Below are 14,825 nucleotides of genomic sequence, written 5' to 3' on the forward strand. Positions count from 1 at the left end.
CTGCCGCCTTCTGAGGGATCGCGGCGGGAATATGCGAGGGCCGGGGCGCAGGCAAGCCCGAAGTGCCGCCGGGGCGCGTGCGGGAATTTTCGTCGAAAATTCGGGCTTGGGGTCAGCGGCCCGTTGCGGCAATCTCAGCCAGTCGCGCCTCTATCAGCTTTCGCACCAGCGTCTCGGGCAGAGGATGGTCGGGGGTGAACGAGATTGCCCCCGCCGTGGTCTTGAAACCCGCCGTTTCCAACGCGAACTCGCCAAGGATGCTGCCAGAATGCGGATAGAAGCCGCAGCTCAGCTTGAAGGCCGCATAGCCTGCCACCATGCGCCCCTTCGGCCCAGGTTGGCGAAAGCCGGGCATGGCGTAGCTGATCACTTCCAGGTGGTCAGGCAATCTGGCCTTGAGAAGGTCGCGCAGGGCTTGCAGGGCCTCGCGCTGAGCTGGGGGCAGGGCCGAAAGATAGGCCTCCACCTCTGCACTCATTCCGCCGCCTTCATCTCGAATCCTTCTTCGATCTTGTCCGAAGGGGTTATGGGGTAATCACCCGAGAAGCAGGCATCGCAGAACTTTGGTGCCTTGGGGTTGCGCCCATTGGCTTCGCCCGCCGCGCGGTAAAGGCCGTCGAGGGTGATGAACTTCAGGGAATCGACGCCGATCCAGTCGCGCATCTCGTCTTCCGACATGGTTGCGGCCAGCAGCTTTGACCGCTCCGGCGTGTCCACGCCGTAGAAGCAGGGCCATGCGGTGGGGGGAGATGCGATGCGGAAGTGCACCTCTGCCGCACCAGCCTCAAGGATCATGTCCTTGATCTTGCGCGAGGTCGTGCCGCGCACCACCGAATCGTCGACCAGGATCACCCGCTTGCCCTTGATCAGCGCGCGGTTGACGTTCAGCTTCAGCCGCACGCCCATGTTCCGGATGCTCTCGGTCGGCTCAATGAAGGTCCGGCCCATGTACTGGTTGCGGATGATCCCCATGGCGTAGGGGATGCCGCTTTCCTGACTGAACCCAATGGCTGCAGGCGTGCCCGAATCCGGTACCGGGCAGACGAGGTCGGCATCCACCGGGGCTTCGCGCGCCAGTTCCACGCCGATCTGACGACGGGTTTCATAGACCGAACGGCCGCCCAAAATCGAATCGGGGCGGCTGAAATAGACATGTTCGAAGATGCAGAAGCGCGAGGCCGGGGCGCCGAAGGGACGCGACGAGGTGATCTTGCCGTCTTCGATCACCACCATTTCACCCGGTTCGATCTCGCGCACGAACTCTGCCCCGATGATGTCGAGCGCACAGGTTTCCGAGGCAAGCGCCCAGGACGAATCTCCCAGACGGCCCAACACAAGCGGTCGGACGCCCAACGGGTCGCGCACGCCGATCAGCTTGGTGCGGGTCATGGCGACCACGGAAAACGCCCCTTCGACCCGGCGCAGCGCGTCTTTCATGCGTTCCGGGATGGTTTTCTGGATCGAACGTGCCATCAAGTGAATGATGCATTCCGAATCCGACGAGGATTGGAAGATCGAACCGCGCTCGATCAGTTCCTTGCGCAGGGCGGCGGCGTTGGTCAGGTTGCCGTTGTGGGCAATGGCCGCGCCGCCCATCGAAAACTCGCCAAAGAAGGGCTGCACGTCGCGGATTGCCGTGGCACCCTTGGAGCCTGCGGTCGAATAGCGCACATGGCCGATGGCCAAGGCACCGGGCAGGGTGTCCATCACCTCGGGGCGGGTGAAGTTGTCGCGCACATAGCCGAAGCGACGTGCGGAGTTGAAGCCCGAGTTCGGGTCATAGCTGACGATGCCGCCGGCTTCCTGTCCGCGGTGCTGCAGCGCGTGCAGGCCAAGGGCCACGAAGTTCGAGGCATCTCCCACGCCGATCACGCCGAAAACCCCGCACTCCTCTTTCAATTTGTCGTCGTCAAAAGGGTGTGCGTAATGGCGCTGCATGGTTCCTCCGGGGTCGGGTGAATCTGCGGGTGGTTTAGGACGTTGAGCCGGGGAAGTCACCCCCGGAAAGGCAATCTTCGCCGCATTGCGGCGGCGCGCCGATCAATTGCCCGTGGCGGGGGCAGTTGTGGGGGCTGTGATCGTCCCGGTTGTGGTCCCGGTCGCCGGGGCAGCGCCTGTCGCCGGGGCAGTGGTCGCCGGGACGGTCGCTGCACCCGTCGGGGCGCAGATGGCCGTCAGACCGTTATACCGGGCGACAATCAGGCTCAGCAGGTTGTCCGGCATGGCGCCCTGAATGCCGCCTTTGAAGCTGGCATACACCTTGGCCGAGCGCGACTTGTCCACCATGTCGATCGACTGGTGCGCCATGTCGTAGATCACGAAGGCTGCCGCAACCAAGGCGATGCCGCGCACGGCACCGAACAGGAAACCAAGACCCTGATCGATCCCGCCCAGAAAAGACCGTTGCACGACCGACGAGAACAGCGGGGTGAACAGTGCTGCGATGATCAGGCCAACCGCGAAGACCAGCGCGAAGGCCGTGATGATCGACAATTCGCAATTGTCGCCGATGACCTTGTTGATCACCGGGATTTCCTTGACCAGCGGTTGGGCGGCGCCCGCGAACAGATAGGCCAGTACGGCCGCCCCGATCCAGCCCGCAATCGCGAGGATCTCGCGCACGAAGCCGCGGGAATAGGCGAGGATGGCCGACAGCACGATCACGCCTGCCACAACGCCATCGACAAGGGTAAATCCGTTCATTCTTCTCTCCCGCGCGCTGGCCTGTTCTCAGCCGGCGCCAAACATCTCGCCCACAAATGCAGTCAGGTCCGGCATTTCACGCAGGCTTATCCCGGATGCCTGTGTATACTTTGACAGACGTGGCGCAATGGCCTGTGTGAAACCAAGTTTCGAGGCTTCTTTCAACCGATTTTCGGTCTGACCCACCGGACGCAGCGCACCCGACAGGCTGATCTCGCCGAAAAGCACCATATCTGGCGGAATTGCCACATCCTCACGGGCGGACAGGATGGCCCCCGCGATGGCCAGATCGGCGGCCGGTTCGTTGACGCGCAAGCCCCCGGCGACGTTGAGGAAGACATCCAGCCCCGCGAAAGAGATGCCAACCCGCGCCTCCAGCACCGCAAGAATGGTGGACAACCGCCCGCCGTCAATGCCCACCACGGTGCGGCGCGGCGTTCCAAGGGTGGAGGGGGCCACCAGCGCCTGGATTTCGGTCAGGACCGGTCTGGTGCCTTCAATGCCGGCAAAGACCGCTGACCCCGGTGTGGCCTTCTCGCGGTCCGACAGGAACAGGGCCGAGGGGTTTGACACCTCTGCCAGACCCGCGCCGGTCATCTCGAAGACGCCGATTTCGTCCGCTGGGCCGAAGCGGTTCTTTACGGCACGCAGGATGCGGAACTGATGGCCACGCTCGCCTTCGAAATACAGCACGGTGTCGACCATGTGTTCGACAACCCGTGGCCCGGCGATCTGGCCGTCCTTGGTGACATGGCCGACCAGAATGATCGAAACGCCGCGTTTCTTGGCGAAGGTCACCAGTTCATGCGCCGCGGCGCGGACTTGGCTGACCGAACCCGGCGCGGATTCAATCGAATCCAGCCACATCGTCTGGATCGAATCAATCACCGCCAGCGCGGGACGTTCCCGGTCGAGCGTGGTGAGGATGTCGCGCAGGTTGGTTTCCGCCCCCAGCATCACGGACGCATCCTGCAGCCCCAGACGCTGCGCCCGCATCTGCACCTGCGCCGCTGCCTCTTCGCCCGAGACATACATGCACTTCAGCCCCGCCCGCGCAAAGGCCGCCACCGCCTGCAGCAGCAGCGTCGACTTGCCGATGCCCGGATCGCCGCCGACCAGAATGGCCGAGGCCGCCACAAGCCCGCCCCCCAGCACCCGGTCCAACTCTGCCATGCCAGAGGCCGCACGCGGCGGCGCTTCGGCTTGCGTGGCCAGATCGGTCAGCGGGATCGTGCGCCCCTTGGCCACCGGGCCCTTGGGGCCAGCCGACAACGGCGATTCTTCAACCAGCGTGTTCCACGCCATGCAGGCATCGCACTGGCCGTTCCACTTCTTGTGACTGGCGCCACACGCCGTGCAGGTGAAGGTATGGGAGGATTTGCTCATCCCGCCTTCATGCCAGAGCGGGGGGGAGGCATGCAAGGCAGGACCGATCACGCGGTTTTTTGAACGCGCCCGTGCTTTGCGGTTAAGCTTGCGCAAACGCCAAAAGGGAATTTCACCATGGGGCTTTCCATCACCGTCGATCAGGACACCGACTTCACCACCACCAGCTTTGCCTTTCTTGCCACAATCACCTTCACCAATCTGACGTTTCTGCATCCGGCGACCGCGACCTTTTCCAGCCTCGCGCTGGATGGGTCGCAGATTTACAATACCCTGCAAATTGTCGGCAGTTCGGGCGTCAATAACCTGATCTTCAACGGATCCTCTGCCAATGCCAGCCAATGGACCTTCGTCAGCTGGAGCGCAGGCGACAGCGTGACCTTCACGGGCAGCACCGGCGACGACATCATGACCGGCCCCTCGCTCGCATCGCAAGCCGCCGCGAAGTTGAGCGGTCTGGCCGGCAATGACACCCTGACCGGCTCTACCGGGCATGACAGTCTTTATGGCGGCGCTGGCGATGATGTGCTGCTCTCGAACGGCGGAATTGTCGCCGGTGGGGCAGGGCGCGACACCTTCGTTCTAGGCGGAATCGATCCAGGTGTGGCACTGCAGATCGACATCGGTGACGGCGGCGGTGGGCGCACGGACACTTGGGGCCACAAGCTGTCGGGCATTGACCGGCTCTACGGCACGGCGACCCCCCTGAACGACATCATCGGAGGAGGCGGTGCCAATGACCGCGTCAACGCGGGGGCGGGCGACGATTCCGTGCTGGGGCGCGGCGGAAATGACATCCTGTGGGGCTATGCCGGGGATGATACGATTGATGGAGGCACCGGCAATGACGTGATAAACGGCGGCGGCGGGACCGACCTGTTGACCGGGGGCACCGGGGCCGACCGCTTTGTCTTTGACACGGCAGAAGAAAAGGGCAATTCGACCTTGAACCACAGCGATGTCATCACGGACTTTGTGACCGGCATCGACAAGATCGACCTTCGTTATTTCACGGCCGATGTGTTCAATCTGTACCACGATCACCTTGTTTTCCTTGGCCAAACACCATTTTCATCCGATTATTTCGGGGTGCGGGCCTTCACTTCGGGGACGGATACGATCATTCAGGTCGGCCTTGAGCTGAACGTGGTCTACGACAGCGTCGATTCGGTCCTCGAGACCATCCGCCTGACTGGCCATCACGCGGTTACCGCAAACGATTTCATCCTTTAGGGCTCCCTGCCGCCGAAAGCCCCAGTGACGCCTGGGTGCAGACGGTGGACAGCCACAGTGTTCTGGCCAAGGGGGCGAAGATGGCAAGGATGGGCATCGGCAGCGCCAACACAGGATAGGTCTGTTACAGGCTTTGCAGGCCCGAGACGTCCCGGATTTCTGCCATCCCGAAGAACGGCAGCAATGGGCGCGAACCCTGCGACGGGGGATTGCACCTGGGGGCAGACGGTGAGGCCGCGCGGGTCACGCAACGGCCCAACGTCAAGCCACGGGCCAACGCTATTTCACCGGCTTGGTGAGGCTGACGACATTGGCCGGGGTCAGATCCTCGTGGTCAAAGTCGTAGCCAAGGGTCGGCAGTATCTCTTTTAGATCGGCCTCCAGCCGCCGGATCTGCTGATGGGCGCTGCGTTCTTCGGCCTCGACATCCGTCAGCCAGCGGCGCAGTTCGTCGCAGGTGCGGCGCGCGGCAGCGATATGGTTGGTCAGGGCATGCGCCTCTTCTTGCCGTTGTGTCAGGAACAGCCGGGCGCGGCTGACCTTGTCGTCCGAATAGGTGCGGGCCAGATCGCGCGACAGAAAGCTCATCTCGGCCGCAAGGTGCAGCAGTTCGGGTTCCAGTTGACCCAGATCGGGGTGCTGGCGCAGGTGGTCAAAGCGGGCGCGCATCGATTCAAACTCGCCCGACAGCGCGAAAACCCCGACCCGGTCGGCGGCATGGGCGATGCGGTAGGCGCGGGCAACGTCCTCCAGCCCCACGGCGAAGGAGCGGTGGCTGCGCTCCAGCCGGGTGACACGGCGTTGGGCGGGCAGGTAGAACAGCAGGGCCAGCAACAGGGCCGTCAAGGCGATCTGCGCCCACATGCCGGCCTGCGGAACCGGCTGTCCGCCGTAAGCGGCCGTCACCTCTGGCCAAGGCAGCAGTCCAAGGCCTGCGGCCACGGTGGCTGCTGTCAGGCCAAGCGCGGACAGCAGCAAAATTCCTTGAACACTCTGACCGACCCAACCCTGAAGCTGTCGCAAAGTCTCTTTCAATGTCACTGGCATCGCACACCCCCAAATGCGTCAATTTCAAGGCAAATTTTACGGGTTTGGCAATGATTTTCGTGTGTTGTCGGGCAAAGCTCATCAAAAACCCAAGTAAACCCCCGGATTGTTTCGGCCCGCGAAACACCCCTCAACCACAGCGTGAGCTTGGCCTAGCGAACAGATTCGATGGGGCCTTCGGCGCGGCCGTGGATGAACTGTTGCAGGTAAGGGTCTGGCGCGGCATCCATTTCCGAAACCGGGCCCGTCCAGCGGATCAGTCCGTCATGCAGCATGGCCACGCGGTCGGCAATCGCGCGGACCGAGGTCATGTCATGGGTGATCGTCATGGCTGTCACACCCATCTCGACCACGATCTCTCGGATCAGGGTGTTGATGACGCCGGACATGATCGGGTCCAGCCCGGTGGTGGGTTCGTCAAAGAAGATCACCTCGGGCTCTGCCGCGATCGCCCGGGCCAGACCGACGCGTTTTTGCATGCCGCCGGACAGTTCTGCCGGGTAAAGGTCGGCCACAGTGGGTTTCAGTCCGACCCGGCGCAGCTTTTCAATCGCCACTGCGCGCGCCTGATCCTTCGCCATCGCCTTGGCCCCACGCACCAGACGAAACGCCACATTTTCCCACACGCGCAGCGAGTCAAACAGGGCGCCGCCCTGAAACAGCATGCCAAACCGGGCGAGGAAGGCATCGCGGTCGCCACGCGTCACATCCTGCCCCTCCAGCGTGATGGTGCCCTGATCGGGGTGAACAAGACCCAGGATGCATTTCAGCAGCACTGACTTGCCGGTGCCCGAGCCACCAATGATCACCATGCTTTCGCCTTTGGGGATCGCAAGGTCGAGGCCCCGCAGCACGCGGTTGGGTCCGAAGGCTTTGTGAACATCGGTCAGGGTGATCATGATGAAAAGAACATCCCCGTCAGGATGTAATTTGCCGCCAGGATCAGGACCGAGGCCGCCACCACCGCCGATTTCGTCGCTGCGCCCACGCCCTGCGCACCCCGGCCCGAGTTCATCCCGAAGTAGCAGCCCATCAGGGCCACGATGAACCCAAACACCGCGCCCTTCACAAGGCCCGAGCCGACATCCCAGAACTCCAGAAAATCCGAGGTGTTCTTGAGGTAGGTGGAGGAGTTGAAGCCCAGCTTGGTGATGCCCACGATCCAGCCGCCGGAAATCCCGATGCTGTCGCCCACGGCCACCAGAACCGGCACCGCCAGCGTTGCCGCCAGCACGCGCGGCACCGTCAGGTATTTCATCGGATGGGTGGACAGCGTGACCAGCGCATCAATCTGCTCGGTCACCTTCATCGTGCCGATCTCGGCCGCGATGCTGGAAGCCACGCGGGCCGCCACCATCAAGCCCCCCAGCACCGGCCCCAGTTCACGCGCCATGCCGATGGCCACGATCTGTGGCACGACAGCTTCGGCCGAAAAGCGCGACCCGCCAGAGTAGATTTGCAACGCCAGCGCGCCGCCGGTGAAGAAAGCGGTCAGTCCGACGACGGGCAGGGAAAACCAGCCGATCTGCAGCAGGGACGCCCCGAATTCGCGCCAGTAGAACGGCGGGGTCAACAGATGCCGCAGCGTCTCAAGCGCGAAAAGCGTCACGCGGCCAAAGGCCGCCAAAGCCGCCAGCACCGGTCGTCCGATGCGTGCCAGGAGCGTCCCGATCATCCGCGTGGCCCTCCGACATAGCGGCGGTCCAGGCGCGGGGCCATGCGGGTCAGCAGTTCATAGCCGATGGTGCCGGCCACATCGGCCAGCTGGTCGACGCTTTGATTCGGGCCGATCAGGTCCAGCCGGTCGGGCGCGTGGCCAAGGTGACTGACATCCACGGTGATCAGGTCCATCGAGACCCGGCCGACCAGCGGGCAGGGCACATCCCCGGCCCACAGCGTGGCGCGGCTGGACAGCGCGCGCAGGATGCCATCGGCATAGCCGCCCTGCACGGTGGCAATCAGGCTGGGTTCCTTGGCGACCCAGGTGCAGGAGTAGCCCACGGCCTCGCCAGCCGCGACCAGACGTGTCTGCACCACGGGCAGCGACAGGCGGACGACGGGGGCAGCCCCCTCATAGGGGCGTCCGCCATAGAGGCCGATGCCGGGGCGGGTCAGGTCGAAGTGATAGGCCGGGCCCAAAAGGATGCCACCGGTGGCCGCGAACGAGCGTGCCACGCCTGTCCCGTCGGTCATGGCGTGGAAATTGGCCAGCTGCACCTCGTTCATCGCGTGATCGGGGTCGTCGGCACAGGCAAGGTGCGACATCAGCAGTTCCGGCCCGGCTTCCAGCACGAAGGGGGCCGCAGCCTCCCACTCGGCCTCTTCCATGCCAAGGCGGTTCATGCCGGTATCCAGTTGCACGCCAAAGGCATGGCCGGGCAACGATTCCAGATGCCGCGTGACCTGGTCAAGGCTGTTGAGCATCGGCGTCAGGTCATGGTCGCGCAAGCTTGCGGTATCGCCCGCCATGTGGCCGGACAGGATGTTGATCTGCGGCCCGGGGCCAAGCGCCTTGCGGACCAGAACGCCTTCTTCCGTGGCCGCCACAAAGAACCGTCGCGCCCCGGCATGGGCCAACGCCCGCACCACCGGCCCCACGCCCAAGCCATAAGCATCGGCCTTCACCACACCGGCCGTCTGAACGCCCGAGGCCGAGGCACGGTCCAGCGCCCGCCAGTTGGTGGTCAGCGCGTCAAGGTCTATGGTCAGGGATGCTACAGCCATGCGGCGGTTTTGACAGGCGGGGGCGTGGGGTCAAGGGGGAAAAGCAGGCCCTGCGGCGTTAGCGCTGCTGCGGGTGCAGTGTGGCATGGTGTAGGCTGATCGCAAACCTGAAGCGAGACCCTCTGAAGCGAGACCCTATGACCGAAGACACCCGCGACCTGAGCTTGACGCTGCTGACCATCCTGGGCCTGACCATTGCAGCGGTCTCGACCTTCCTTTTGCCTTTGCCGCAGGCGGTGGTCAGCGTGGCACTGGCTTTGGCCTATCTTGCGGGGGGCGTGCCTGCCGGGATCGAGGCGCTGCGCGCGCTGTTCGGCAAGTTCCGGCTGGACATCGACCTGCTGATGGTGGTGGCGGCCCTTGCCGCAGCCTCGGTCGGTGCGGTGCTGGAGGGCGCGGTGCTTTTGGCGCTGTTCTCCCTGTCCGGCACGCTGGAGCATCGCGCCCTTGGCAAGGCCCGCCGCGCGGTCGAGGCACTGATGGCACTGCGCCCGGAAACCGCGCTGCGTCTGGGACCGGAGGGCGTCGAGGAGGTGGCGGTGCGTGACCTTGCGGTGGGGGACCGCGTGATCCTGCGCCCCGGCGCGCGGGTGCCGGTCGATGGTGTCCTGTCCGAAGGCCTGGGCGAAATCGACGAAAGCACCATCACGGGGGAATCGGTGCCGGTGGCCAAAGAGCCGGGGTCAAAGTTGCACGAAGCGACGGTGAACCTGAACGCCGTCTTGACGATGGAGGTCAGCCGCACGCTCGAGCAATCGACCGTCGCCCGGATGATTGCGCTGGTGACCGAGGCGCAGGGCATGAAGGCCCCCTCGGAACGCTTCAGCGACTGGTTCGGCCAGCGCTATACGGTGGCGGTGCTGGTGGGCTCGGTCGCGGCCTATCTGGTGTTGCTGGTACTGGGAGTCCCGCCTGCCAAGTCGCTTTATCAGGCTGCCACGCTGTTGGTTGCGGCCTCGCCCTGCGCGGTGGTGATTTCGGTCCCGGCCGCGATCCTGTCGGCGCTGTCGGCGGCGGCGCGCGGTGGCGTGCTGTTCAAGGGCGGTGCCGCACTGGAGCAGTTGGCCAAGGTCAAGACCTTTGCCTTCGACAAGACCGGCACCTTGACCACGGGTCGCGCCGAAGTGACGGCTGTCGTGGCGCTGGAAGGGGAGGAGGACGCCTTCCTGTCCCTGCTCGCCGGGATCGAGGCACATTCCGAACACCCGATCGCCGGTGCCATCCGGCGCGAGGTCGCCCGCCGCGATCTGGTGCCGGCGACGGTGACCGAAGTGATCACCTCGCCCTCTGAAGGCATCACCGGCACCGATGCGCTGGGCGCGCTCTGGGCTGGCAATCCGCGCATGGTGGCACGGATGGGGGCGGCGCTGGATCACCTGCGCCTGACGGAAATGACCTCGGGCAGCCAGACGGTGGTCTATCTGGGCCGGGGCCCCCTGCTGTTGGGCGCCATCGCCGTGGCAGACCAGCCGCGCGCCACCTCGCGCGCCGGGATCGCGGCCTTGCGGCGCGATGGCGTCAGCCAGATCGTCATGATGACCGGCGACCGCCGGCCGGTGGCCTTGCGCATCGCCCGGACGTTGGGCATCACCGAAGCCGAAGTTCACGCCGACATGCTACCGCAGGACAAGGTGGCGCTGGTGGATGACTTGGCGCGCACCACCAAGGTCGCCTTCGTGGGCGACGGCGTCAACGACGCCGCCGCACTGGCCCGCGCCGATGTCGGCATCGCGATGGGGGCCGCCGGGTCCGAGGTCGCCCTGCAGGCCGCTGACGTGGCGCTTCTGTCCGAAGACATGGAGCGTCTGGCCGCCGCCCACCGCCTGGCCCGCCGCACGATGCGGGTGATCCGCCAGAACCTGACCTTCGCCATCGGCGCCATGGTGGTGCTGGTGACCGGTGGTCTGTTCTTCCACCTCCCGCTGCCCTTGGCCGTCATCGGCCACGAGGGCGGCACCCTTCTGGTGGTCCTGAACGGCCTGCGCCTTTTGGCCGACCCGATCCGCACGACCTGAGGGCGGTGCCGCCTTTGCTCCGATATGCATGGCCTATGTGCAGCCCCGTTTGCCGTGCTTTGGGCGGGCGGCAGCGGCGGGGGCCCGCCATGGCCGCCGCCCTCAGCCCTTTCGCAAAACCTGCGTCACTTCGGCCAAAATCGACAGGGCAATCTCTGCGGGGGACTTCGCCCCGATGTTCAAGCCAGCCGGCGCATGGATCCGCGCCAAGTCGGGATCGGTGAACCCCAAGGCCCGCAGCCGATCCAGTCGCTTGGCATGGGTCCGGGTCGAGCCGAGACAGCCGAGGTAGTAGACCGGTGACCGCAAGGCGAAGGCAATCGCCGGGTCGTCCAGCTTGGCGTCATGGGTCAGGGTGATGATGGCACTGCGGGCGTCGGGGGCGAGGCGGGGCAGCGCCTCGTCAGGCCACTCTTCGACCAGGGCCTCCTGCGGAAAGCGCGCGGCCGAGCCGAAGGCCGAGCGCGGGTCGATCAGCGTCACGGCATGGCCAAGGGCGCGCGCCATCGGCACCAGCGCCTGCGCGATCTGCACCGCCCCCACCACGAACAGCCGCAGGGGCGGATTGTGCACGCCGATGAAGCGGTTTTCGTCGGCCGCCGATTTATCGGCGGCCAGCGCCCGGTCGACCACGGGATCGTGGCCCTTGGCCACGAGACGGTGGTCGAAACTGGCAAGATCGGTCACCAGCGCCACGGCGGCAGGTGCGGCACGCGCCGCAACCAGGTCTGCCAGCAGCGTTTCGGGCAGGGCGGTGACACCCTCTCCCACCGGCTCCAGCAGGACCCGGATCGTGCCGCCACAGGCCAGCCCCACCGCAAAAGCCGCTTCATCCGCCACGCCATAGGTCAAAAGCCGCGCCATTCCGCCCGACTGCGCCTCGGCCACCACGGCGCCTTCGACACAGCCGCCCGAGACAGAGCCCATCATCGCCCCCGTGGCATCCACCACCATCTGCGAGCCCGGGGGACGCGGGGCAGAGCCCCAGGTCTCCACCACCGTGGCCAGCCAAGGCCTGCGGCCGCCGCGCAGCCACTGAAGGGCAATTTCGGGGATCTGATCGGGGGAAAGCGCTTGGTCTGACATGGTCACCTCTGCCGCCAGTCTGAACCCATCCGCGCCAAAAGGAAACGCCGCCGGAGGTCATCCGGCGGCGTTTGATGTCATTGCCTGTCTCAGTTGGCAGCGGCCTGTTGCAGCAGGGGCGTGATGATGCGCACCGCAACCCGGCGGTTGGCCAACTCGTCACCCTGGCTGTCGACCACCAGTTCCGTCTCGCCATATCCCTGCACCACCATGTTCTCCGGCGGCACCTGGAAGTATTCGGTCAACGCTTTGGCCACCGATTCCGCGCGCCGGTCTGACAGCGCAAGGTTGGACGCGGCAGAGCCGACCGCGTCGGTGTGGCCTTCGATCAGGAAGACTTCGCCGGGGTTCTGGTCGATCATGTCGGTGATGAAGGTGCCCAGCTTGTTCAGCTTGCGCGCCTCGCTGGGGTCAATTGCGGCGGAACCCGTCGCAAAGGTGATGTTGTTGATGTCGATCGTCGGCGCCAGCCAGCGCACCTCTTTGATGGTGCGGATCTGGCGCAGCGAGAACTTCTGTCCCAGATCTTCGGTATTGGCCGAGGCCAGGGCCGCCCGCATCGCGGCGTCGCTGCCGTCCACGGTGATCTTGTTGCGATCCGCCTGCGGTTTCGGCAGGGTGGAGACGTCGATCGTGTGTTCCGGCTGCAGGTCATCGATCAGCACGGTCGCCTTGCCGTGGCGGTCATAGGCCACCCGTTGCAGCACGCGGCCGGTCGCATCGCGGATCGTGGTGATCTGGCTGCCGTCCTGACGGGTCACCACCGAACGGGTCGAACCGTCCTTGAACGTCTCGGTCGTGACCTTCGAGCCCGGCTCGCGCAGCAACGAGTTGTCATCCTTGTAGACCTGATAGCTGCCGTCCTGTTGCTTGACCACAACCCGGTCACCGGTGTTGGAAACGACCTGCTGCTGGTTGTTGTTGATCATCGCGCCGATGGCCAGCGCGCCAAGCGCCAGAAGGCCGACTTTTTCCAGATCCGACAGGCCGGATTTCTTGCCCGGCGCCACTTGAACCGGCGCCGCCGCGAAGTCTTGCGAGGACGAGCGGGTGTTGGCATCGGTCACGGTTTCGGTCGTGACCGTCACGTCCTTCGAAGTCGGCGGCAGCAGCTGGTCTTTCGGCGCCACCGTCAGATCCTTGTTGTCCGCCGCCGCAGCCGCCACCGGCGCGGCCGGGGCCTGAGTGTTGCCTGCGGTTTGCTCGGGGGTGGCGAGGATGGTTTCCAGCGTCTTGACGGCCTGCTGATCGACAACCGGCGCTTCGACGGGTTTCAGGCTTGGGTCGGCAGCGGCCTTGGCGGCAGCGTCCTGCTCGGCCTTCTTGGCGGCCGCGATGTTGGCGGCATCCATGGCAGCCTGGTCGGCAGCCGCCTTGTCCGCGGCGGCCTTGTCTGCTGCGGCTTGGTCCGTGGTCGACTTGTCGGCAGCGGCCTTGTCTGCTGCGGCTTTGTCAGCGGCTGCCTGATCGCTGGCCGCTTTGTCGGAGGCCGCCTTGTCCGCGGCAGCTTGGTCGACAGCGGCCTTGTCAGCGGCGGCCTTGTCAGCAGCGGCCTTGTCCGCGCCAGCGGCACCCATCGCCGCAACCTTCTTTTCGGCCAGAGCCGTGCATTTCGGGATCTTGGTCGCATAGACGCAAAGCGCGCCGTCCGGGCAGACCGAGGATTTGTCGGGCAAACAGATCACTTCCTGGCCACTTGCCGTCGTGACCGACTTGAACTCTGTCACAGCCTTCGAAGTCGGGGGCGTGGTCTGGTCGCCAGCGGACTTGTCAGCGGCAGCCTTGTCCGCTGCGGCCTTGTCGGCGGCGGCTTGATCTGCTGCAGCCTTGTCAGCAGCAGCTTGATCAGCAGCGGCCTTGTCGGCGGCGGCTTGATCCGCGGCAGCCTTGTCAGCAGCAGCTTTGTCGGCGGCAGCGTGATCAGCAGCGGCCTTGTCTGTCGCGGCTTTATCCGCAGCGGCTTGTTTGGCGGCAGCCTTGTCAGCTTTGGCTTGCTCGGCAGCTGCTTTGTCGGCGGCGGCTTTGTCCGCAGCCGCTTGATCCGCAGCGGCCTTGTCTGCAGCCGCTTGATCCGCAGCGGCCTTGTCTGCTGCGGCCTTGTCAGCGGCAGCCTTGTCGGCGGCGGCCTGATCGGTCGCGGCCTGGTCTGTGGTGGTGCCCGGATCTGTTGCCGGGGCGGCAGTCCCGCCCGCGGCGGCGGCAACCGCCTTCTCGGCATTCGATTGGCAATTCTTGGGGTTCTTGGCCACGACGCAGAAGGCGCCATCCGGGCAGGCGGTCTTCTTGTTGGGCAGACAGATCACCGACTGGTCGCCCACTTTCACCGTTTGCAGATCCTGCGCCTGGGCCGCAAAGGGCGGCACCACATAAAGCGCCAAAGACAGGATCGTGGCCGTGTTTATCAATAATTTCATGCACACACCTTTCGTGAGGAAGTGGTCGGGTCTTATTTCAAAGTTCGTCGGTCTGATTCTGCCGGGAACCTGTGCCGTTGTGCCAGAATTCCTGTGTGATATGCGATAGCGCAGACCTGAGAGGCCATGACGAGACGTAACCTCGGCAACACTCTGCCAGCTTGATATTGCATCGATCATAGTCTTGCATCACGCGCCGTCCGGTGACGCTAACGCA

Annotated in this window: 12 protein-coding genes; 2 read left to right on the top strand and 10 right to left on the bottom strand. The window is 64.9% G+C overall.

All coding sequences use genetic code 11. The features are described 5' to 3' along the window. Positions 1-112: 112 nt before the first annotated feature. From AC1Y2B_RS00455 to radA, 4 genes are all read right to left on the bottom strand, one after another. A complete protein-coding gene (locus AC1Y2B_RS00455; protein ID WP_482251065.1) occupies positions 113-478 on the bottom strand; it encodes an iron chaperone in 366 nt (121 codons plus the stop codon). Then, positions 475-1,938 (bottom strand): amidophosphoribosyltransferase, encoded by a 1,464-nt coding sequence (gene purF / locus AC1Y2B_RS00460; protein ID WP_482251066.1) that lies wholly within the window; start codon positions 1,936-1,938, stop codon positions 475-477. Before purF ends, AC1Y2B_RS00455 begins: the two co-directional genes overlap by 4 nt. A 102-nt stretch (positions 1,939-2,040) precedes the next feature. Next, a complete protein-coding gene (locus AC1Y2B_RS00465; protein WP_482251067.1) occupies positions 2,041-2,703 on the bottom strand; it encodes a CvpA family protein in 663 nt (220 codons plus the stop codon). Positions 2,704-2,730: 27 nt separating this feature from the next. Continuing rightward, complete coding sequence (gene radA / locus AC1Y2B_RS00470) at positions 2,731-4,089, bottom strand: DNA repair protein RadA (protein ID WP_482251068.1); 1,359 nt, start codon at positions 4,087-4,089, stop codon at positions 2,731-2,733. A 117-nt stretch (positions 4,090-4,206) separates the two neighbouring features. Here radA and AC1Y2B_RS00475 point away from each other — a divergent pair, with 117 nt between their 5' ends. Beyond that, on the top strand, positions 4,207-5,322 hold the full coding sequence (locus AC1Y2B_RS00475) for a calcium-binding protein (protein ID WP_482251069.1): 1,116 nt from the start codon (positions 4,207-4,209) through the stop codon (positions 5,320-5,322). Between the two features lie 279 nt (positions 5,323-5,601). On the opposite strand, the gene AC1Y2B_RS00480 is transcribed toward AC1Y2B_RS00475, so the two are convergent. From AC1Y2B_RS00480 to alr, 4 genes are all read right to left on the bottom strand, one after another. Next, on the bottom strand, positions 5,602-6,369 hold the full coding sequence (locus AC1Y2B_RS00480; RefSeq protein WP_482251070.1) for a DNA repair protein: 768 nt from the start codon (positions 6,367-6,369) through the stop codon (positions 5,602-5,604). A 152-nt stretch (positions 6,370-6,521) separates the two neighbouring features. Further along, a complete protein-coding gene (locus AC1Y2B_RS00485; RefSeq protein WP_482251071.1) occupies positions 6,522-7,268 on the bottom strand; it encodes an ABC transporter ATP-binding protein in 747 nt (248 codons plus the stop codon). Beyond that, positions 7,265-8,044, bottom strand: a complete 780-nt coding sequence (locus AC1Y2B_RS00490; protein ID WP_482251072.1) for an MlaE family ABC transporter permease — start codon at positions 8,042-8,044, stop codon at positions 7,265-7,267. The genes AC1Y2B_RS00485 and AC1Y2B_RS00490 overlap by 4 nt, the downstream gene beginning before the upstream one ends. Then, a complete protein-coding gene (gene alr, locus AC1Y2B_RS00495; RefSeq protein ID WP_482251073.1) occupies positions 8,041-9,093 on the bottom strand; it encodes an alanine racemase in 1,053 nt (350 codons plus the stop codon). The genes AC1Y2B_RS00490 and alr overlap by 4 nt, the downstream gene beginning before the upstream one ends. Before the next feature lie 137 nt (positions 9,094-9,230). Here alr and AC1Y2B_RS00500 point away from each other — a divergent pair, with 137 nt between their 5' ends. Next, positions 9,231-11,108 (top strand): heavy metal translocating P-type ATPase, encoded by a 1,878-nt coding sequence (locus tag AC1Y2B_RS00500; protein WP_482251074.1) that lies wholly within the window; start codon positions 9,231-9,233, stop codon positions 11,106-11,108. A 102-nt stretch (positions 11,109-11,210) separates the two neighbouring features. Here AC1Y2B_RS00500 and AC1Y2B_RS00505 read toward each other — a convergent pair whose 3' ends face one another. Continuing rightward, a complete protein-coding gene (locus tag AC1Y2B_RS00505; protein WP_482251075.1) occupies positions 11,211-12,194 on the bottom strand; it encodes an XdhC family protein in 984 nt (327 codons plus the stop codon). An 89-nt stretch (positions 12,195-12,283) separates the two neighbouring features. Further along, entirely contained in the window at positions 12,284-14,608 is a 2,325-nt protein-coding gene (locus AC1Y2B_RS00510) for an OmpA family protein (protein WP_482251076.1), read from the bottom strand. Positions 14,609-14,825: the final 217 nt, after the last annotated feature.

The sequence above is a fragment of the Stagnihabitans sp. genome, from assembly GCF_964946895.1.

What these genes read in the sequence shown, in the direction of transcription:
- AC1Y2B_RS00455 (WP_482251065.1), bottom strand. Translation starts at nt 478, where the DNA reads ATGAGTGCAGAGGTGGAGGCCTATCTTTCGGCCCTGCCCCCAGCTCAG.
- purF (WP_482251066.1), bottom strand. Translation starts at nt 1,938, where the DNA reads ATGCAGCGCCATTACGCACACCCTTTTGACGACGACAAATTGAAAGAG.
- AC1Y2B_RS00465 (WP_482251067.1), bottom strand. Translation starts at nt 2,703, where the DNA reads ATGAACGGATTTACCCTTGTCGATGGCGTTGTGGCAGGCGTGATCGTG.
- radA (WP_482251068.1), bottom strand. Translation starts at nt 4,089, where the DNA reads ATGAGCAAATCCTCCCATACCTTCACCTGCACGGCGTGTGGCGCCAGT.
- AC1Y2B_RS00475 (WP_482251069.1), top strand. Translation starts at nt 4,207, where the DNA reads ATGGGGCTTTCCATCACCGTCGATCAGGACACCGACTTCACCACCACC.
- AC1Y2B_RS00480 (WP_482251070.1), bottom strand. Translation starts at nt 6,369, where the DNA reads ATGCCAGTGACATTGAAAGAGACTTTGCGACAGCTTCAGGGTTGGGTC.
- AC1Y2B_RS00485 (WP_482251071.1), bottom strand. Translation starts at nt 7,268, where the DNA reads ATGATCACCCTGACCGATGTTCACAAAGCCTTCGGACCCAACCGCGTG.
- AC1Y2B_RS00490 (WP_482251072.1), bottom strand. Translation starts at nt 8,044, where the DNA reads ATGATCGGGACGCTCCTGGCACGCATCGGACGACCGGTGCTGGCGGCT.
- alr (WP_482251073.1), bottom strand. Translation starts at nt 9,093, where the DNA reads ATGGCTGTAGCATCCCTGACCATAGACCTTGACGCGCTGACCACCAAC.
- AC1Y2B_RS00500 (WP_482251074.1), top strand. Translation starts at nt 9,231, where the DNA reads ATGACCGAAGACACCCGCGACCTGAGCTTGACGCTGCTGACCATCCTG.
- AC1Y2B_RS00505 (WP_482251075.1), bottom strand. Translation starts at nt 12,194, where the DNA reads ATGTCAGACCAAGCGCTTTCCCCCGATCAGATCCCCGAAATTGCCCTT.
- AC1Y2B_RS00510 (WP_482251076.1), bottom strand. Translation starts at nt 14,608, where the DNA reads ATGAAATTATTGATAAACACGGCCACGATCCTGTCTTTGGCGCTTTAT.